The following is a 20,792-nucleotide window of genomic DNA, read 5'->3' on the forward strand; positions in this document are numbered from 1 at the left end:
AAACTTGCAAAAATAGATTACAAGTGTAGTCTTAAATGAAAGATTACACTTGTAGGCAATAAAATGATCGAATTATCAAAAGCAGAATTTGAAGTGCTGGATGCACTCTGGATTAACTACCCCGCCACAGCCAGCCAAATTATTGAGCGTTTAAGTGACGATAAACAATGGCACGAAAAAACCATTAAAACCTTATTGGGTCGTTTAGTAAAAAAAGGCGCGCTTAGCTTTGAAAAAGACGGCCGCCAATATATTTATACGCCATGTATTGCCCGTGCTGATTATACTTTAAAAGAGAGTAAGAACTTCATAGAGCGCTTTTTTAGTGGTCGTATTGCTCCTTTGGTAAGTGGCTTCGCTAAATCGGAGCAACTCTCTCAGCAAGATATAAACGAGCTTAAAAAAGTCATTGATGACTGGGAAAAGAATCAAAAGTAAGGAGTTAGCATGGCGATTCAAATAGGATTTAATTGGCTCATTGAACAGCAGCTATTATTAAGTCTGTTGTTTGCAGGGTTTGTTTTACTTGAGCGCTTTGGCTTAAAAGCCCTTGGCTCACGCTTTGTGTATAAATTAGCTTGGTTAATACCTGTATCAGTTCTGTTGGCTAATTTACCTAGTGCAATTAAGCCACTGCAAAATAGCGGCATTAGTTACCATTTAATTACGCCTAATCAAGCACTTAAAAACGGCTTAAGTGTTAGTTGGGCGCTACTGTATGTCATTATTACCACGGTCCTATTAATTGCCGCTGTTGTTACCCATACCCGATTTGTTAAAGGCCTACAGCTCACTGAGTTAGCCCATTTTAAGCAAGTAACAATAGGAGTAAAAACTTATACCAGCGCTCAGGTGGCTACGCCCATGGTCATTGGTGTTTTTAATAGCAAACTGGTATTGCCGCACAATTATAATACTCAGTTTGATAATGCTACTCTAGCGCTTATTCTAGAGCACGAAAACGTGCATATAAAGCGCAAAGACAACCTTATAAATGTGGTGCTATTACTGGCTACAATTTTATTGTGGTTTAACCCTCTGGCTTGGATGGCTTACGCAAGCTGTAGACGTTTGCAGGAGCTAACTTGTGATGAACGGGTACTAAGCAATAAAACCACACAGCAACAAATTTTATACAGCAAAGCCTTAATAAACTGCGCTGCCAATGCGCCAGCGGGTCTGATGGCTTATTCACACTACGGAGATAAAAAAACCATGTTACAACGACTTACTAATATCAAACATAACGGCGCACATTCGCGCCTAGCAAAAGGAAGCGTGTTACTTATCGCTGCGAGCTTGCTCAGTGGCTTAGCTGTAGCAAAGCAACCTGAAGCATCAGCTAAAAAAGAAACATCTATCGCTCCCGTAATGCGAATCGAACCGCTTTACCCAAAACAAGCGGCGGAACAAGGCATTAGCGGTTCAGTGGTATTAAAATACGACATAACCCCAGCAGGCAAAACAGCTAACATTACTGTTGTAAAAGCTGAACCAGAAGCAGTCTTTAACAAAGAAGCAAAAAGAGCACTGATGCAATGGCAATATACACCTTCATCAATGGGACAACAAAATGTACTAATACAACTTGATTTTGCACTCAACAGTACAGTTACAAAAAGTGATTTAATAGAGCGAGTTAACATATCGCATTAATGGGAATAAGTGTTTAAGACTATAAAGCAAGCACCCTTTTAGGCTGCTTGCTTTGTGGTTTTTGCTTATTCTCGTTATAAACTGACGGCGATCATGCCAATAGCGGTGCCTATTCCTACCAGCCAAGTGATCGAGCGAATAATATCGAGGTTTAAATAATAAAAAGTACAAAATAAAATACGCGCTACAATATGCGTCATCGCTAAAGTTTCGGTTACGGCATTAACATTGTTTGTGCCTAATACAGCAGCCAAAGCAACGGCAAAAACCGCTAACGATTCAAAACAGTTTTGATGAGCAGCCAGCGCCCGTGCTCCGAGTCCTGTAAGTTGTGTTTGTTGTTGCCGCGGATGTTTATTATCGTAACCACCGAGCTTATTCATTTCTATAATAGCTGGGATTCTCGCAACATAAGGCATGATCACTGCAATTAAGGCGCAAACCAATAAAATCGTCATTATAATTCTCGAGTTATTATTTATGACCCAAAATAACACAGCAAATAGAAAAAAGCCGCCAAATATAAATAACCTGAGCTCTGGCGGCTAGCAGTAACATCCCTCACACTATAGCCGATTTAAGCAGTGCGTCACTGTGGCAAATTGTCGCAGGTGATGAATATTCATTATGCCTTTTTGATGGTCGCTTTAATGCCAGAGTACTGCTAAATTAGCTCTCCACTTTTTTGTATGTTGTTTAAGATGATTTGGATTTTACTCACTATTTTTGCCGCATTTATGCAGTCATGGCGTAATGCGCTGCAAAGCAAATTAAGCGCTCATGTCAGCGTTGCTGGCGTTACTCTAGCCCGCTTTATTGTCGCAAGCCCTATTGCAGGGCTGTATTTATATGCGCTTTATTATTACCAAGATGCGCCTCTCCCTTCATTTAATCCTTTATTTATTAGCTATATTATTGGAGCCAGCATAGTGCAAATTATTGCCACAGGGCTCATGGTGAAGTTGTTTAAAATGAACAATTTTGCAGTAGGCGCGGGCCTTGCTAAAAGCGAAGCGCTAATGGCGGCGATATTAGGATTACTATTTTTTGGTTCGGCTCTTTCATTTTTAGGTTGGATTGGTGTATTTATTGGCGCACTCGCTGTATTGCTATTAAGCGGCATTGCGAATGTGAAACATTTTAGCTTAAAAACCGCCTTAACAGGGCTTGCTTGCGGTACTTCGTTTGCGTTGTCATCGTCATGGATCCGCGAAGCGAGTTTAAGCTCGGGTATTGCTTTTCCTTATGCACCCGCGTGGGTTTTATTACTGATTATTAGCTTACAAACATTGATGTTATGTATATACATTGCTTTAAAAGAGCGCCATACCTTTAAAATGATGTATCAATATAAGAAAATGACAAGTGCAGTGAGTGTATTTAGCTGCTTAGGTTCCGTCGGCTGGTTTAGTGCCATGAGCTTACAGCATGTCGCCTATGTAAAAACGCTCGGTCAAATAGAAGTATTTTTTACCATGTTAATCTCTATTTTATGGCTAAAGCAGCCGCTAAAGCGCCAAGACAGTGCGGGGCTAGTGCTGATTGCAGTGGCTGCCATATTGGTTATGCTGCCAAGTAGTTAAAAAAAGCGCAGGTATAAACCTGCGCTTGTTTTTTAATATAACAATTAATGACTAATTTTTAAGGTGATGACACCACAAATAATCATTAATACACCAGCAATACGGCCAAAAGTGGCTGCATCACCATAAAATAATATACCAACTAAAAACGTACCTGCTGCGCCAATCCCCGTCCATACCGCATAAGAAGTCCCCATAGAGATTTGCTTTTGCGCTAACCAAAGCATAAAGCCACTTGCGACCATAAACGCGATTGCAATTGCAATGCCTTGCCAACGGGTATCTGGGTTTTGTGAAATTTTTAGGCCTATTGGCCAACCAATTTCAAGTAACCCTGCAATTATTAAGTACATCCACGCCATTAAACATCTCTCTTTTTCAATATCACTTCATATAAATCACTGCGGCGGTCTTTTAAGTTACGCACGGTACCTTCACTGTGAAGTATTTTTAACTTGTCCATATCTAAGTCGCTAAATAATAGCATTTCGGTATTGGTGGTGGCCTCATTTAGTGTGGCATCGTGTGGAAATGAAAAGTCAGACGGTGTAAGAACAGCAGATTGCGAGTACTGTACATCTAAACTTTCTACTTCGGGTAAATTACCCACCGAACCTGCGATAACCACATAACACTCGTTTTCAATAGCGCGCGCTTGTGCACAGTGGCGAACACGTAAATAACTATTTTTGGTGTCGGTCCAAAATGGCACAAATAAAATATCAAGCCCTTGGGTTGCTAAAATACGCGACAACTCTGGAAACTCAACATCGTAACAAATTTGAATCCCTACGCGACCGGCATCGGTTTCAAATACCGCTATTTTATCACCGCCTTGAATCACCCAATCATTATGTTCATGCGGGGTGATATGAATTTTACGTTGCTCATCTATTTTGCCACTGCGGTGGCACAGGTAACTCACGTTATAAATTTTATCACCCTCGGCAAGCGGCATAGAGCCGGTGATAATATTCGCGTTGTACTCAATTGCCATGCGCGACATCGCGTTTTTAAAAGTCTCAGTGTATTCAGCTAAATAACGAATGGCTTCGGTTTGATTACTTTGCTCAGTTAACCCCATCAATGGCGCGTTAAAGAACTCCGGAAATAAAATAAAGTCGCTTTTATAATCAGACACCGTATCAACAAAGTATTCAACTTGCTTAAGCATTTCTTCAACCGACTCAACACAGCGCATTTGCCACTGCACAGCCCCAACACGTACGATTGATTTAGTCGACTCAATAACGGTATCGGTTGGCTCAAACATAATGTTATTCCACTCAAGTAACGTGGCATAACCTACTGATTCTTGATCCTCTGGAAGGTACTTTTTAAGTAAACGCTTTACCTGAAAATCGTTAGCTAATTGAAAACTCAATATTGGATCGTATATCTCTTTTTGATCCACCTTGGCAATGTATTCCATTGGCGTCATATCGTCGCTGTGATTGTAATAACGCGGAATGCGGCCACCCGCTAAAATAGCGCGTAAGTTATATTGGCGACATAATTCTTTACGGGCATCATAAAGACGACGCCCTAAACGCATGCCTCGGTACTGCTCACTAATAGCAACATCTAAACCATATAGCGCGTCACCTGTGGTATCACTAAATACACGGTCATGGCCATCAGCAATATCTTCATAGGTGTGCGGGTTTGAAAAACGTGCATAATCCACTTGTACACTCAGCGCTAAACCCACCAGCACGCCATCATCAACAATACCAATTTGCCCTTCAGGGAACTGATCTATAAGTCTAAAAATTGTATGGCTTGGCCATGCGCCGCCTAAATCAGGGTACGCTTCGTCCATCAAGGTTTTAATTTGTGGGTATTGTTCTCTGCTTAAGTTACAAATTTCAAGATGGGTTTTTTCTGCCGACATATACAACTCCTTTAGGCACGTAAAAATCAAAAAAGCTGAACAAATGCTCAGCTTAATTAGGTTTATGCGTTTTGGTTCGCGCTAGGCGCTACTTTAAACTGCGATAAAAAAGGGTGGTTACACGCTCTTTTGGTAACCAGTTTGCATATTCAAGGCCAAGTTCTGATAATGGATCGGCTTTGAGGACTTGCTCTAAACTGGCATCGTTTTGCATAGCATTAAGCATAACATCTTTCGCTTTTTGTACCAGCTTACGATACGTCATTAGCCCTGAACGGTCGCTTATCGGGCCATGCCCTGGAATAACGGTTGTTTTTTCATCTATTTGTTTAATCACATCATCAACCGCCGCTAAAACACCATCAACACTACCGCCGCTATCTACATCAACAAAAGGTAAGCTTCCAAAGTTAAAATATATATCGCCCATATGAACTATGTTGTCGTTACTAAAAAAGATAACCGAGTCGCCATCTGTGTGCGCATTTGAGTAGTGCACAACATGCGCATGCTCATTATTAAAGTGCAGTTTTAAATCATGACCAAAACTAATTCGCGGTAAGTAATCAGAACCCTCACCATGTTTTTCTTTTAAGCGTTTGTGTACATTGTCGTGAGCAATCACATGTGCGCCCGCTTTTGCAAAGTTTTCGTTACCCCCAGTATGGTCGCCATGATGATGGGTATTAATTACAAACTCGGCACTGCCTGGCTTTAAGTCGCTAATGGTTTTTTTTATATCGTCGGAAAGCTTGGCAAACTGATCGTCAATAATATAAATGCCATCATCCCCCACACTTGCGGCAATGTTACCGCCTTGACCAAATAACACGTAAACATGTTCACTTAATTGTGTAGCCGTAACGGGGCTTTCATCCGCAAATGCATGATTGCTTAACAGTAAACTGGTGATTAATGCCGGTAGTAATTTTTTCATTTTTGTTTTCCTATAATTGCTTTATCTGGGTTATAAAACGTTATTACTACTTATTTAGCTCACTTTGCATCCAAGGCTAGTCGTTCATTGGTGCAATTTCAATTTGATGCATTAATGCTTGCGGTAATAATGGCGTGTGCTTACCTTTTACATATTCATCAAAGCCAGCTCGGTAAAACTCAGAAAGTGGGTGCCCTGATTGCCCACCCGGAATCGTTAAAATAGCATTCTTTAAGTGCCCAGGCTGAACAATAAAACGCTGTGATGCGCCAAAACTACGTTTTTGCACCGCTGGCATATAACTGTCACCAAATCCGGGGGCTGTTGGCATGTTAAGTAACTTACTTAGTATGGGCATTTGTTTAGCAAACGGGTGCTCAATCGCTAATTCGTTTACTTTTCCCCACTGCCAGTTTTTTATGTTATTACCAAACCTTGATGTTAACTGCGTGAGTGTTTGCTCAAAGGCACCCTGTAATTGCTGCTCCCAATTAGTAAACTGCGGATTAACCCAACTTGTTGGCTGAGCCTTTATTAACTGCCAAACAGCGGGCTCTAAATCACGTTTCACATATTTTAATGTGCCATCTTGCTGGTTAAGTGTTGTCTCAATACTGCTAAATAAAATATTTATCAATTCATCACGATACGTCTTTACTAAGGTATACCCTATTGATTTCGGGCAAGCGCATTGCTGCCAGTTTTCGAGGGCATTTATATGATCTTTATAGCGCGCGGGCTGTTTTTTTAACTGCTCAAGCAATAAGGCATGCCAAGGCATTAAAAATCGTGCTTGGTTGTCTAACTGCAACTGATAAAAATCACTTTCATTAAAACGTTGTTTTTCAAATAACCTATCGCGAATTTGCGTTGCACGTGCCCCAAGCGCATAACCGCCATTACCAAAACGGACGTTATCATCAGCAGATACCACTCGAGAATTACCTGTCCATAATCGCCCGTTTTCAGGATTTTTAATAAAAGGTCGATCGATTTCGTTTTGCTGCCAAAGCGCGGAGTAATCTTCTTCTTTTACGGCTAATTCACTGGGTGTTGTTCGCGCAGGTATGCCGCCCATATTTTTCCATGCTGCATTTCCTTGGTCATCGACCACCAGCAGGTTTTGCACAGGAATGCCTACGTCACTTGCAATATCAAGCGCATCATCAACACTCTGTGCTTGCTCAAGCTGTAATAGCTGCATATTAACGGCGTATGGTTGATGTGCAGCCCAGCTCAGTGCGTAAGGCTTTTCATTAATGTATTTTACCGGACCGTATTCACTGAGCGTAAGAGAGTAACTTTCTACTTTGCCACTGGGTAATGCAATAGGCTCATCTACTTGCCACATTTTGCTATCGCTATTAAGCGCAATCCAATCGGCGGTATCTAAATACCCGTTGGTAAACCCCCATGCAACGTTGTTATTTGTGCCTACTACAATCGCTGGCGCTCCCGGAAGCGAGACACCCGTTACCTGCATGGGTTTATTATTTAATGAATAGTTTAATTGGGCTCGATACCAAATAACCGGCACAGCCATTGATAAATGCATATCATCAGAGAGCATCGCAGCCTGAGTGTTGGTTAAATTTGAGGTGACCGCCCAATTATTACTACCCACTTCTAAGTTAGCGGTAATGGGTTTAATCGCGGTGATTGGTTGCGATAAAAGTTCGGGGATTGGGTTATTCAAAAGAGCGAGCTGACTGCCATCCAATGCGGCTTGATATTGGCTAGGCTGAGTTAAAAAACTTACCATTTCAGCACCGTATTGCTGCTCTATTTGAATTAAAGCTTGGTCGCGCTCAAATGTAGATGACTGTAAATCAAGGTACATGCTAAAAATAACTAATAAACTGTCTTCACTTTGCCAAGGTTTTTGCTCAGCCCCCGTGAGTAAATATTCAAAACTGGGGTACCCTACTTGTGCAATGCCTTCATTTACACCTTGGGCATAACTGCGTAGCAGCTGTTTGTCGGCCTTCGGGAGGGTTTTTAAAATAGCTTGGCTGCGTTTGCGTAATTGGTGAAAACGCATTTTTTTATCAAGCCCAAGCGCGGCTTCACCAAATAGCTCGCTTAGCTCACCTGCGGCATTACGTCTAAGTAAATCCATTTGAAAAAAGCGGTCTTGCCCGTGAGCATAACCTAAGCCATAGGCAGCATCGTGGCGAGTTGCTGCAGTAATAACAGCTTGGCCAAGCGTATCACGAGCGACTTTAACTGGCTGCGTTACCGCATCGCTTCGGCCTTTGCCATCAAGGGTAGGTAAACTTAGAGTCAACACGCCGTAAACAATTGCAGTACTGGCGAGCGCTAAAATCACAACAATTAATAGCAACCGTTTGATTACTTTAAACATAAACATACCCTTCAACTTTTTCAATAAACTATTATTAGCATATATTCATATTCGTTCTATTAAAAACACTACGAAAAGCGGGTAAAGGGTGAAATAAACATCAAAATCCACGATAATACACAGTTCATGTATTGTGCAGACCTAGTTGAGATCAAAATGACTGAAAAAACATTTATTAAAGGTAAAGACCGCGATTTAGAATCGTCTATCTCTACCATGCAAAACAAGCTAAAAGCGCTAAATATTAATATTGAAGAAGCGCTGTGGCTTAACCCTGTAGCAAACTGTTATTCAGTTCATATAAAAGATAGCGACTGCGGTGTGATGTTTACTAATGGTAAAGGTGCCACTGATAAAGCCTCTATCGCCTCTGCGCTAGGTGAATATTTTGAGCGTTTAAGCTGTAACTACTTTTTTGCTGATTTTTACTTAGGCGAAGAATTTGCCAATGATGACTTTACTCATTATCCAAACGAGAAATGGTTTAAAGTTGAAAACGATGAAATACCACAGGGTATTATGGATGAAAGCTTATGGGATTATTTTGACCCAGAGCGTGAATTAACCGCATCACACCTTTATGACTTTAACTCTGGCAATTTTGAACGTGGTATTTGTTCTGTACCGTACACTCGTCAGCGCGACAATCAAGACATTTATATTCCGGTGAATGTGATTGGTAATATTTTTGTTTCTAATGGCATGAGTGCTGGTAATACTAAATTTGAAGCCCGTGTTCAGGGATTATCTGAAGTATTTGAGCGCGCTATTAAAAACCGCATTATTGCCGAAGGTATCAGCTTGCCAATCGTGCCTGAAGAGGTGGTAAAACAATACCCTAAAATTCATGAAGCCTGTGAAGAGCTGCGTAGCCATGGCTTCCATTTACGCATTGCGGATGCATCACTAGGCGGTAAATACCCAGTAATGAGCGTCACGCTTATAAACCCTGTTGATGGGTCAGTATTTGCCTCTTTTGGTGCTCACCCTTCATTTGAAGTAGCGCTAGAGCGTACCGTTACCGAATTACTGCAAGGTCGTCGCCTAGATCAACTTGACGTATTCCAACCTGCTACATTTGATAACGACGAAGTCGCTACTCCTGAGAACATTGAACTGCACTTTATTGATTCAAGCGGTTTAATTTCACATGACTTTTTCCGCTCTGAAGCAGATTTTGAATTTGTACATTGGGACTTTAGTGGTTCAACTGAGCAAGAATACAACTTCTGTACTGATTTAATTCATAGCATGGGTCACGATATCTATATTATGGATTACACCCACTTAAACGTGTATGCATGTCGTATTTTAGTTCCTGGTATGTCAGACATTTATCCTGTAGATGAGCTAATTTGGCGCAACAATAATGAAGGCGCTAAATTCCGCGAAGACTTCTTATCGCTTGATCAGTACGATAGCAAACAATGGATGGAAATTTACGACAACCTCGAAGAAGCAGGTCACAGCGATATTATTCGCGCAGCTGAATTCATTGGCTTAGCAACCGACGCCGATACACCTTGGCACACACTACGCATTGGTGAGCTTAAAGCACATTTATGCTTAGCGGCGGGTAATGAAGAAGCTATTGACTGGGTTGATTGGATTTTGCATACCGGCCAAGTAAACGACGAAGCGATGCGTCACTTTCGTTGCTTAAAAGCAATCCTTGAAATTAAATATGATGACGAGCGCGAATATGCAAGTTATCAAGATGCATTAGGTTTAATGTTTGGTAGCGACAATGTCACGCTTGCTATTGAAATTGCTGAAGGTCGTAAATTATTTAACGGCTTAACTTTCCCAGGCTTATCGCTTGAGGGCTTTAAAAAGCATGCAGCACTTCTTGATGGTTACCGCAAATTACACGTTGCAAAGCAACAACATTGGGCGCGCGAAATTAGCGACTCATAACCACACCTAAACTACTAATTATAAAAATAAAATGGCGCACTTTTAACTGCGCCATTTTTATTTCTTCGATAAATTGACTATAGTTAGCCAGTCTTGATTAACAACTTAATTACATTCTATGTCCCCGCAGCGCAAAAACAAACGCACCCGAATTAATAACGCTAAGCTGGCTTTTTTATTATCGCTGGTGTTGATAATCACTATCAGCTTGGTGCTTGATCACGTCAATTATCACCGTGAGAAAGATGCTTATCGATTACGCACTCTGTCGCAGGTAAGTACCTATAGAGCACAACTTGAAGCTGTATTAGTGTCTAATATTCAACTCATTCGTGGCTTAGCTATTGCTGTTGCCGCTGAGCCAAACTTAGATCAAACTCGCTTTGAACAAATTGCAGCTCCCCTTTTTGAAACCTCAAATGAGCTACGTAACATTGGCGCGGCGCCAGACATGGTAATAAAAATGACCCATCCGATTAAAGGTAACGAAAAAGCGATAGGCCTTAATTTTTTGGAAAATAAAGCACAGCGCGAAGATGCCATTAAAGCAAGAGACACGAATACGATCGTGATGGCAGGTCCACTTCAGCTTATCCAAGGCAACGAAGCTTTGATTGCGCGCGTACCAGTATACTTGCCAGAAAATAACGCCTTTTGGGGATTGCTCTCAGTGGTACTCGATATAGAAAAAGTTTATGAAAATTCGGGGATCATTGAACTACAGCAAAATTATAATATAGCAATACAAGGACGTAATGGATTAGGTAAGCAAGGTGATTTTTTTTTCGGTGACCCCTCTATTACTGATCAAGACCCTCTAGAATTTACTTTAAACTTTCAAGGAGGTGTTTGGCAGCTTTATGTTATACCCAAGCAAGGCTGGCAACCAGTGAGTTCTTCGGTCTGGCCTTTACGGTTCATTATTTTAACCGTGTTAGGCTTGCTCATTTCTGCCTTTTTGTTTTATCTAAAAATACTCAACCGTGAACAAGAAAGCGAAAGAATGCTTGAGGTGATGAGTAATTTAGCACAAGTCGGTGCATGGTCGTTTAACTTAGAAAAAAAACACGTGTTTTGGTCAGATATGACTAAAAAAATACTTGAATACCCATTAGATGAGCAACCAAAATGGTCAGAAAATTTAAACTATTTTAAAGAAGGTGAAAGTAGAGAAAAAATCGCTAAACTGGTTGAAAGAGCAATTAAGCATGGTGAAAGTTACGAAACTGAGCTTGAAGTGATCAATGCAAATGGTCAGCCTGTATGGGCACTTGTTCACGGTGAAGCTGAACATAAAAATGGCCGTTGTGTAAGAATATTTGGTTCATTACAAAATATTGATGCCCGTAAAAAAGTAGAATTAGAAAATCGTAAAATTGCTCGTTTTAACGAAACCTTGGCCTCCTTAACGGTGAGTGATGAAATATTAAATGGCAAACTAAGCCAATCTAAAGAATTAATCACGCAGTCTATTTGCCAAGCCCTTGAGGTAAACTGCGCCAGTATAAAATTGTTTAACCAACAAAGAACCCAGCTAATTCCATTTGCGAGTTTTAATCGTTCAGGTAGCGAAAATAATATTCCGTGGCTGCAAGAAACTATTCCTGACTTTTTTACCGCAATAGAACGAAAAGCGATATTTTGTGTTGATGATGCTCAACAACATCCCTACTTAGCCCCTATCAAAGAAAGCTACCTTCAACCGTTTTCAATCAAGGCGATGCTGTGTGTTCTTATTCCTGCAAGCAGTGGCTCTATTGGAATAGTTTGTGCTGAGCAAGATATAGTTAGAACATGGAGCCATAATGAAGAAAGCTTTTTAATTGCTGTAGGGGCTTTAATTGGCAGCCTTTACTCTAGCCAACAACGTATAGAAACAGAGGCACAACTAGTCAAGGCAAAAGAAGCCGCAGAACAAGCTGTGATTGCAAAAAGTGAGTTTTTAGCCAGTATGAGCCATGAAATTCGCACACCCATGAATGGGGTGTTGGGAATGCTTAATATTGTTAAAGCAACCCAATTAGATCAACAACAAAAGCATCATATTAAACTTGCACAATCATCTGCAGAGTCATTGTTAGGAATTATTAATGATATTTTAGACTTTTCTAAAATAGAGGCTGGCAAGTTAGACATTGAAAATATTCAATTTAATTTACCTCGCTTACTGGGTGAAGTGGTTGAGTCATTTGCATTAAAAGCCGAGCAAAATAACACCACGTTAATTTTGGATGCAACACATATCACCAGCAGTGAATTTATTAGCGATCCGAATAGATTACGTCAAATTTTAAGTAACTTAATTGGTAATGCCGTTAAATTCACCCAAAACGGTGAAATATTGATAACCGCTAAAATTGCCCACACACTTGGCGCCACAGTTTTAGAATGTGCAATCGCTGACTCAGGTATAGGAATCAGCGCAGAGAAACAGCCCCATTTATTTGATTCATTTACTCAAGCAGACACATCAACCACGCGCCAATATGGTGGCACAGGCCTGGGTCTTGCTATTGTAAAGCAGCTGTGTGAGCTCATGGGTGGCAAAGTGAGTGTGAGTAGTACACCAAATGAAGGCAGTACATTTTCCTTTTTTATAAAGATAACCCCTCAATTAGTTCAAGAGCACGAAGCATATCAAGCAATTGAAAATAAGCGTATTTGGGTTATTGATGATTGCTTACTCAATACCACTATTGCCAAAAAACAATTAACTCGCTGGGGGGCTAAGGTCAGCACGATCTGCGATTACCTGTCTATAAGTGCCTACATTAATAGCCATGAAGATACCCCACCAAACATTGTGCTCGTTGACAGTGCTTTATTTGAACCATTATACGAAGCTCAAGCACTCGCACTTAAGCAGTTTTTAACAAGAAGTAGCGGCCATTTAATTATTATGGCTCCCATGAGTTATACAAATAAAAACGCGACCTTACCATTAACCGAAGAAACCCTCGTATTTAAACCACTCACCCCTTTTGATTTACAAAATGCGCTGACTGCAAAAAGCACAATCGAGCAAACACACGTTGATACACAACTAAAGTCGCTTGCTGCCACTGAGGTTATGACAGATACACTCGCGGCGCATGTCTTATTAGTAGAAGATAATAAAATTAACCAAGTTGTTACCGCTGCTTTTTTAAAACAGTTGAACGTGACATTTGAGATTGCTGAAAATGGTGCTGAGGCAGTTGAAACGTTGAAGCAAAACCCAGCTAACACTTATCAATTAATATTAATGGATTGCCAAATGCCTACGATGGATGGCTACCAAGCAACTATTGCCATCAGAGAAGGCAAAGCAGGCAAGGTAAATAAAAACATAACAATAATAGCGCTTACCGCAAATGCAATGCAGGGTGATAAAGACAAATGTTTGGCCACTGGTATGGATGACTATTTAACTAAACCCCTCAATGCCACAACTCTTCATTCTAAGCTCCAGCAATGGCTTACAAGCAAATAACAGTGTAAGCTAAAAATAGAATTTATTAGGTGAGATAAGGTATGCAATTGCAATTATCAATGGAGCAACAACGCGTTATTGGTTGTTTATTAGAAAAACAAAGCACAACACCTGAGCACTACCCTTTATCGTTAAATGCATTAACAAATGCCTGTAATCAAAAATCGAATCGCGCGCCAGTTGTTAATTATACAGAAGAGCAAGTTCAAACAACCGTTGATGAATTAATCAGTATGCGATTAGTCACTGTAAATGAAGGGCTGTCTGGGCGAGTTAATAAATACGATCATCGTTTTTGTAATACTGAGTTTAGTCACCTGCAATTTGATCAACAGCAAAGGGCGATTATTTGTTTATTATTATTGCGAGGCGCACAAACACCTGGCGAATTAAAAACACGCAGTAGCCGCCTTGCCGACTTTGCTCGTATTGATGATGTTGAAAAGTCACTTGAACAACTAATTCAAAGCAATCATGTTAAAAAGCTGCCGCGCGAATCAGGTAAACGGGATTGTCGATATATTCATTTATTTGCAGATCAATCATCTGTGAACGAGGCATCACTTGAGGCACAAACACACACTGATGATATAAAAAACACTGAGCTAAATGACTTACTTGCAGAAATTGATGAGCTAAAAGTCCAGCTTAAACAAATAAAAGCTCACTTAGGGCTTTAATTCATAAATATGAAATCACATAATAGTTGCTCTATGTAGAGCGTAAAAATTATTTAACTAAAGGAGCGGGCCATGCGCGCCGAGATTATGGCTGAAATGAAAGTTCAGCCTTCGATTGATGTAAACGCTGAAATTAAACGCCGAGTGGATTTTATTAAAGCACGTTTAAAAGCGGCATATTCAACCTCACTTGTACTAGGGATCAGTGGTGGTGTAGATTCATCGACCTGTGGCCGTTTGTGTCAACTTGCTATTGATGAGCTAAACCAAGAACACCCTGACACTCATTATCAATTTATTGCTGTACGCCTACCTTATGGCGTTCAAGCTGATGAAAGTGAAGCGCAAATGGCGGTTGATTTCATTAAGCCGAGCACCCGCATGACGGTAAACATTAAACCCGCAACCGATGCACTGCATGAGCAGACAATGGCAACTCTCGCGGGTACCGAACAAACACTCCCTTCGCAAGATAAAATCGATTTTATTAAAGGTAATGTCAAAGCTCGCCAACGCATGATCGCGCAATATGAAATAGCCGGCTTTTGCCAAGGCTTAGTGGTCGGTACCGATCATAGTGCTGAAAATATTACTGGTTTTTACACTAAATTTGGTGATGGTGCATGCGATTTGGCTCCTTTATTTGGCCTATCAAAACGCCAAGTTCGTGCATTAGCAACCACATTGGGTGCGCCTGCGCTTTTAGTTGAGAAAGCACCAACAGCGGATTTAGAAAGTGATAGACCAGGACTAACAGACGAAGAAGCACTTGGCTTAAGTTATGAAGAAATTGATGACTTTTTAGAAGGTAAAGCAGTTTCAAGTCATGTAGAAGAAACGCTAATTGCAATTTACCAGCGCACGCAACATAAGCGCCAGCCTATTCCAACAATATACGATGCTTTTTAAATCAATATTATAAGCGTGATTTAACTGATCGAGCCGCTTGTATTTTACGTAAACATGACGTGAAAATAAGTGGCTTAAATTTTTAAAAGTTAACCTTAACGCTTGCCAACAGAGAGTTTTATATTTTATGACACCCCCTATTTTGATTACTGGTGCAGCACAACGTATAGGGCTTGCGCTGGCAAAGCACTTTATAGCCCAAGGGCAAGCGGTCATTATTACTTATCGGACCCGTCATGAGGCTGTTGATTCGTTGGAACAACAAGGGGTTACCTGTCTTTATGCTGACTTTAGTACTGATGAGGGCATTAATACTTTTATTACGTTGCTTAAATCACACACTGACTCACTAAGGGCCGTTATTCATAATGCATCAAGCTGGGACTGTGAAGCTAACAACCCCCACTTTGAGCAGCTGTTTGACAATATGATGCGCATTCATGCAAAAACACCGTACTTGGTAAACTTACACTGCGCAGATTTACTATTAAATTATCAGGCGTCGCATGCTAAACCCGCTGACATTATTCATTTGACTGATTATGTAGTGGAAACAGGCAGTCCAAAGCATCTTGCTTATGCGGCCAGTAAAGCCGCACTGGATAACTTAACTAAATCATTTAGTGCTAAATATGCACCTAACATAAAAGTAAATTCAGTCGCACCATCATTAATTATTTTTAACCAACATGATGATGAGCAGTATCGCGCTAAAACTTTAAAAAAATCATTAATGGGTATCGAACCTGGATGCCAAGAAATTATCAATAGTATAGACCTACTACTGAACAGCCATTACATCACAGGGCGTGCTTTACCTGTTGATGGTGGTCGCCATCTTAAGTAAGTCCTAATAAAACTGAGAAACTTATGCATAACGAATTAAAAGAAAGCTATCAAAAAATTATAACTGCTGTAGGTGAAGACGCTGAGCGTGAAGGGTTACTTGATACCCCAAAACGCGCTGCAAAAGCGATGGAGTACCTTACTCAAGGATATCGTCAAACGCTTAACGAAATCACTAACAATGCGGTATTCACCTCTGACGCTGACGACATGGTATTGATACAAGACATCGAGCTTTACTCTATGTGTGAACATCATTTACTCCCTTTTATTGGCCGCTGTCATATTGCTTATATTCCTGATGGTAAAGTATTAGGCTTATCTAAGTTTGCGCGTATTGTTGATATGTTTTCGCGTCGTTTTCAAATTCAAGAACAGCTTACCCATCAAATTGCAAAAGCGGTTGAGGAAGTAACCGGTGCAAAAGGTGTGGGTGTAATTGTTGAAGCAAAACACATGTGTATGATGATGCGTGGTGTAGAAAAGCAGAACTCAAGCATGCGTACCTCGGTAATGCTAGGAAACTTTAGAGCCGATCCGAAAACACGTAATGAGTTTTTACAGCTGATCAAAGGATAATGTATGGCAAACGCAATTATTAATGTAACTAACTTACGACTACGAACATTTATTGGTTTTAATCCTGATGAGCGTGAAAAAAAACAAGATGTGGTCATTAACCTTGAAATTCACTACCCTGCTGATCAAGCTTGTGAAACAGATGAAGTAGACCAAGCACTTAACTACAAAGTGATTACTAAAGAGGTAATTAGCTTAGTGGAGCAAGGACACTTTTTATTGTTAGAAAAACTAGTTGCTGAAATCCTTGCTGTTTGCCACTCACACCCAAGCGTTAATTATGCTAAGGCTCGAGTAGATAAACCTCATGCGTTGCGCTTTGCCGATTCGGTTTCTTTAACCCTCGACTGGCACAAATAATCCAACGGCAAGGGCTATTACCGCTAAATAACGTAACCCCTTGCCGAGCGTTACCAGCACTAAAAACGTAGTAAAGCGAACTTTAAACACGCCGCCAATAACGGTTAGTGGGTCGCCAACGATGGGCAGCCAGGCAAACAACAGGCTATAAACACCATATTTATTAAACTGCTTTTGTGCTTTTTTAAGCCCTTTTTCAGATACTGGAAACCATTTTTTATCTTTAAAACGCAATGCCTGCGTCCCTAACCAATAGTTAACACAACTGCCCAGTACATTACCCAAGGTTGCTGCAAACCAAATCAGCCATAAGTTAGTATTGCCTTGCATGATCATGCCACCCATCAATACTTCAGACGAGCTAGGTAATAACGTGGCAGATATAAATGCTGTAAAAAATAATGTTATATAAAGCATTTTTTCCTTATGACTAAAAACTAAACCCAGCAATTAGCTGGGTTTGACGATTTTTTAACTTAAAACCAAAGCGCTGAATAATAAAAACAGTTATTTTATCAAATTTAAGCTAAGGGGATAATTAAACTCTTTGCCATCGTTGGCTTTCACGCTTGCGATAACCACCATCACAAATGAAAAAATAGCCACCATAGGTAACAGTAGTAAACCAACCGCTGCAAAAATTAGTAAAAAACAAACAAAATAAGCTATAGCCATAGTAATTTGAAAATTAAGGGCTTTTTTTCCATGTATATCAACAATTGGCATTTCATCTTTTTTAATTAACCAGATAATAAGAGGGCCGAGTACCGACCCAAATGGCACAATAAACCCCGCTAATGCAGTTAAATGACATAGCATTGCCCATGTGCGGTCATCTTTATTGACGACTTTAATCTCTTGATTTTGTTCCATTACACTCTCCCTTCTCGTTTTTATTTTGCGCTAAAATAATATTCACACTCATTAGCCACCTTAGGGTCTGTTGATCTTTCAAGGTTAAATTTGCAGCAGTCTGTTTGGTATTTAGGCAAGGCAGAGCCTATGTGGTGTGGTTATTCCCCATAAATAGGCGATAACGCAGCATCAATGCCAAACAGGCGCTGCCCTTCGGGTTCTGCCTAGGGGCGATTTACTCTTTGTTGCTCGGTTTTTACTTAGCCCACTAGGTTACAAACCTCGCGCCGCGATTAAACCGCCCCTAGTTTGAACTAATTTTAATCCGCAAAGGTCAACAGACCCTAATGTAAATGCTTATTTATCCAATGCAAAGCATTTGTGTATATTTAAAAATAAAAAAGCGCAGCAAATAGCTGCGCTTATTGATATTGCCAGACCAGTTACTTATTCACACCCGCTAAATCAAGCATAAAAGCATAATTTAATGCAGTATCTTCTAAGCGTTTGAAGCGACCTGATGCACCTCCGTGCCCTGCTTCCATATCGATTTTAAACAGTAGCTTGTTATCATCTGTTTTGTAATCTCGCAGCTTAGCCACCCACTTTGCAGGCTCAAAATATTGTACCTGTGAATCATGTAAGCCAGTAGTAACTAACATATTTGGGTAATCTTGCTTACTGACCTGATCATAAGGTGAATACGATAACATATACTCATAGTATTCTTTCTCGTTAGGGTTACCCCACTCACCGTATTCGTTGGTTGTAAGTGGAATACTTGCATCAAGCATCGTGGTCACTACATCAACAAATGGAACCGCAGCCACCATACCTTTATACAACTCAGGAGCTTGGTTTGCCACTGCACCCATTAATAAGCCACCCGCACTACCACCTTGAGCAAATATTTTATCTTTTGCACCATACTTTTGCTCAACCAATGCCTTGGTAACATCTACAAAGTCGTTAAAGGTGTTCTTTTTAGTCAGTAGTTTACCGTCCTCATACCAAGGGCGACCTAACATTTGTGAACCGCGAATATGCGCAATGGCAAATACAAAACCCCGATCGAGCAAACTTAAGCGAGCGCTAGAAAAGGTAGGATCCATGGTCGCGCCATACGAGCCATAACCATATTGTAGCAGCGGATTAGTTCCCTCTTTTTTAAACATGTCTTTGCGATAGACTAGGCTTACCGGTACTTTAATACCATCTCGTGCAGTGACAAAAATTCGCTCTGATGCGTAGTTATCTGCACTAAAATCACCGAGTACTTTTTGTTGTTTAAGTAATGTTTTATTGCCAGTAGCTAAATTAACATCATACGATGAAGCGGGTGTTGTCATACTGGTATAATACACACGTAATGTATCGCTATTTAAATCATTGTTACCGTAGGTGCTAATTGTATAAGCACTGTCGTTAAAGCTAAGCGGTATCTCTTTACCCGTGGTTAAGTTACGAGCAATAATAGTCGACTGATCCATTTCACGCTGCTGATACACTAAGTAATCGTTAAATAAGTCGATGCCTTCTAATTTTATATTATCGCGAGCGGGGATCACCGTTTGCCAATTAGCTTTATCGCCAGCTTTATCAATATCTACTTTCATCAACTGAAAGTTGACTGCGTTTAAATTAGTGACAATATAGTAAGTATTACCCAGCTTAGAAATTCCATACTCCAGATCCGCTTCACGTTCAATCAAGCGTTTTGGCATAGCCTTAACATCATCAGCACTTAAAACCGATACACCTGACGCAGTTGTACTGCTGTGCCAGATATAAATTTCTGAATCGTCTTTGCTTTTGCTAATACCCATGTAATAACTGGTATCTGTTTCTTCATAAACGAGTTCATCTTCAGCCTGTGGGGTACCGAGCGTATGACGATAAACTTGGTAACCTAGTAAAGTTTGTAAATCTTTTTTTATGTAATAAAGCGTTTTGTTGTCGTTTGCCCAAACAACACTGCCATTTGTGCCTTTAAGCGTATCTTCGAGTAATTTACCAGTGCTTAAGTCTTTTATTTTTATATCATAAATACGACGACTTACGGTATCTTCACCATATGCCATTAAATTGCCGTTTGGACTTACATCTAAACCACTTACGGCATAATAATCATGTTCCTTAGCTAGCTCGTTTACATCTAAAATAACCTGCTGGTCAGTGCCTGCAAAATCACTACTACGTACATAAGTTGCGTATTCGTTATCACCGCGAGTTTGCGACGAGTAATAATAGTCACCGTTTTTAACTGGCACTGAATCATCGTCTTTTTGAATTCGCCCTTTTAGCTCTTCAAATAACCTAGTTTGTAACGTTTTTGTATGCGCAAGCATTGCATCTGTATAAGCATTTTCAGCCTCAAGGTAACTAAGTACCTCAGGATCTTTTCGCTCATCATCACGCATCCAGTAGTAATCATCGATACGAGTGTCGCCATGAATAGACATTTCATATGGTACTTTTTTAGCAACCGGCGGCATTACTGCGATTTGAGATACAGACTGTTCAGTAGGCGTGTTTTGTTTAACTTCAGGTGCTTTATTACAACCACCTAAAATAGCTAACGATATTACGGCAAGCGTAAACGAAATGTGTTTCATTAATTTAAATCCCTGTTGTTTTTATTATATTAAATATACCTAATATTAAACACGACAGAAATTTAGTTTGTGAAGCTATGTAAAAAGGGAGCCGAGGCTCCCTTTAATTAACATTTAATTTATT

General features: G+C 40.3%; 18 protein-coding genes. 10 read left to right on the plus strand and 8 right to left on the minus strand.

The genetic code is table 11. From position 1 onward, the window contains the following. Nucleotides 1-63: 63 nt before the first annotated feature. A complete protein-coding gene (locus A9479_RS08355; protein ID WP_016900222.1) occupies nt 64-438 on the plus strand; it encodes a BlaI/MecI/CopY family transcriptional regulator in 375 nt (124 codons plus the stop codon). A gap of 9 nt (nt 439-447) precedes the next feature. Beyond that, entirely contained in the window at nt 448-1,656 is a 1,209-nt protein-coding gene (locus A9479_RS08360) for a TonB family protein (protein WP_064663182.1), read from the plus strand. Nucleotides 1,657-1,730: 74 nt separating this feature from the next. On the opposite strand, the gene A9479_RS08365 is transcribed toward A9479_RS08360, so the two are convergent. After that, nucleotides 1,731-2,114: an MAPEG family protein gene (locus A9479_RS08365; RefSeq protein WP_013463715.1), complete on the minus strand. Its 384-nt coding sequence runs from the start codon at nt 2,112-2,114 to the stop codon at nt 1,731-1,733. Between the two features lie 243 nt (nt 2,115-2,357). Between A9479_RS08365 and A9479_RS08370 the strand changes: the two genes are divergently transcribed. Beyond that, a complete protein-coding gene (locus A9479_RS08370; RefSeq protein ID WP_013463714.1) occupies nt 2,358-3,239 on the plus strand; it encodes a DMT family transporter in 882 nt (293 codons plus the stop codon). Between the two features lie 44 nt (nt 3,240-3,283). Here the strand turns inward: A9479_RS08370 and A9479_RS08375 are convergent, their stop codons facing one another. The 4 genes from A9479_RS08375 to A9479_RS08390 form a co-directional block, all read right to left on the minus strand. Then, nucleotides 3,284-3,601, minus strand: coding sequence for a multidrug efflux SMR transporter (locus A9479_RS08375; RefSeq protein WP_016900225.1), 318 nt, complete (start codon nt 3,599-3,601; stop codon nt 3,284-3,286). Next, entirely contained in the window at nt 3,601-5,133 is a 1,533-nt protein-coding gene (locus A9479_RS08380) for a bifunctional GNAT family N-acetyltransferase/carbon-nitrogen hydrolase family protein (RefSeq protein WP_016900226.1), read from the minus strand. The genes A9479_RS08375 and A9479_RS08380 overlap by 1 nt, the downstream gene beginning before the upstream one ends. Nucleotides 5,134-5,221: 88 nt before the next feature. Further along, nucleotides 5,222-6,070, minus strand: coding sequence for an MBL fold metallo-hydrolase (locus A9479_RS08385; RefSeq protein ID WP_064663183.1), 849 nt, complete (start codon nt 6,068-6,070; stop codon nt 5,222-5,224). Between the two features lie 76 nt (nt 6,071-6,146). After that, nucleotides 6,147-8,435: a penicillin acylase family protein gene (locus A9479_RS08390; protein ID WP_064663184.1), complete on the minus strand. Its 2,289-nt coding sequence runs from the start codon at nt 8,433-8,435 to the stop codon at nt 6,147-6,149. 156 nt (nt 8,436-8,591) lie between these two features. Here A9479_RS08390 and ycaO point away from each other — a divergent pair, with 156 nt between their 5' ends. From ycaO to folX, 7 genes are all read left to right on the plus strand, one after another. Then, complete coding sequence (gene ycaO, locus A9479_RS08395; RefSeq protein ID WP_036980823.1) at nt 8,592-10,352, plus strand: 30S ribosomal protein S12 methylthiotransferase accessory factor YcaO; 1,761 nt, start codon at nt 8,592-8,594, stop codon at nt 10,350-10,352. A 118-nt stretch (nt 10,353-10,470) separates the two neighbouring features. Next, complete coding sequence (locus tag A9479_RS08400; protein WP_064663185.1) at nt 10,471-13,824, plus strand: ATP-binding protein; 3,354 nt, start codon at nt 10,471-10,473, stop codon at nt 13,822-13,824. Between the two features lie 47 nt (nt 13,825-13,871). Next, nucleotides 13,872-14,504 carry a YceH family protein gene (locus A9479_RS08405; protein ID WP_028834876.1) on the plus strand — a complete coding sequence of 211 codons (633 nt, stop codon included), beginning with the start codon at nt 13,872-13,874 and terminating at the stop codon, nt 14,502-14,504. Between the two features lie 72 nt (nt 14,505-14,576). Beyond that, nucleotides 14,577-15,413, plus strand: coding sequence for an ammonia-dependent NAD(+) synthetase (gene nadE / locus A9479_RS08410; RefSeq protein ID WP_013463707.1), 837 nt, complete (start codon nt 14,577-14,579; stop codon nt 15,411-15,413). A 127-nt stretch (nt 15,414-15,540) separates the two neighbouring features. Further along, nucleotides 15,541-16,260, plus strand: a complete 720-nt coding sequence (folM, locus tag A9479_RS08415) for a dihydromonapterin reductase (RefSeq protein WP_013463706.1) — start codon at nt 15,541-15,543, stop codon at nt 16,258-16,260. Nucleotides 16,261-16,283: 23 nt separating this feature from the next. Further along, a complete protein-coding gene (gene folE, locus A9479_RS08420) occupies nt 16,284-16,838 on the plus strand; it encodes a GTP cyclohydrolase I FolE (RefSeq protein ID WP_008108996.1) in 555 nt (184 codons plus the stop codon). A 3-nt stretch (nt 16,839-16,841) separates the two neighbouring features. Further along, nucleotides 16,842-17,198 (plus strand): dihydroneopterin triphosphate 2'-epimerase, encoded by a 357-nt coding sequence (gene folX, locus A9479_RS08425; protein WP_013463705.1) that lies wholly within the window; start codon nt 16,842-16,844, stop codon nt 17,196-17,198. On the opposite strand, the gene A9479_RS08430 is transcribed toward folX, so the two are convergent. From A9479_RS08430 to A9479_RS08440, 3 genes are all read right to left on the minus strand, one after another. After that, nucleotides 17,175-17,615, minus strand: a complete 441-nt coding sequence (locus A9479_RS08430; protein ID WP_028834877.1) for a YqaA family protein — start codon at nt 17,613-17,615, stop codon at nt 17,175-17,177. The two genes, folX and A9479_RS08430, sit on opposite strands and share 24 nt — an antisense overlap. A 90-nt stretch (nt 17,616-17,705) precedes the next feature. After that, complete coding sequence (locus A9479_RS08435; protein ID WP_064663186.1) at nt 17,706-18,071, minus strand: DUF4870 domain-containing protein; 366 nt, start codon at nt 18,069-18,071, stop codon at nt 17,706-17,708. 425 nt (nt 18,072-18,496) lie between these two features. Continuing rightward, a complete protein-coding gene (locus A9479_RS08440; protein ID WP_064663187.1) occupies nt 18,497-20,668 on the minus strand; it encodes a S9 family peptidase in 2,172 nt (723 codons plus the stop codon). Nucleotides 20,669-20,792 lie beyond the last annotated feature (124 nt).

The sequence above is a fragment of the Pseudoalteromonas sp. MQS005 genome (genome assembly GCF_001661605.1).
Taxonomy (GTDB): Bacteria; Pseudomonadota; Gammaproteobacteria; order Enterobacterales; family Alteromonadaceae; genus Pseudoalteromonas; species Pseudoalteromonas tetraodonis.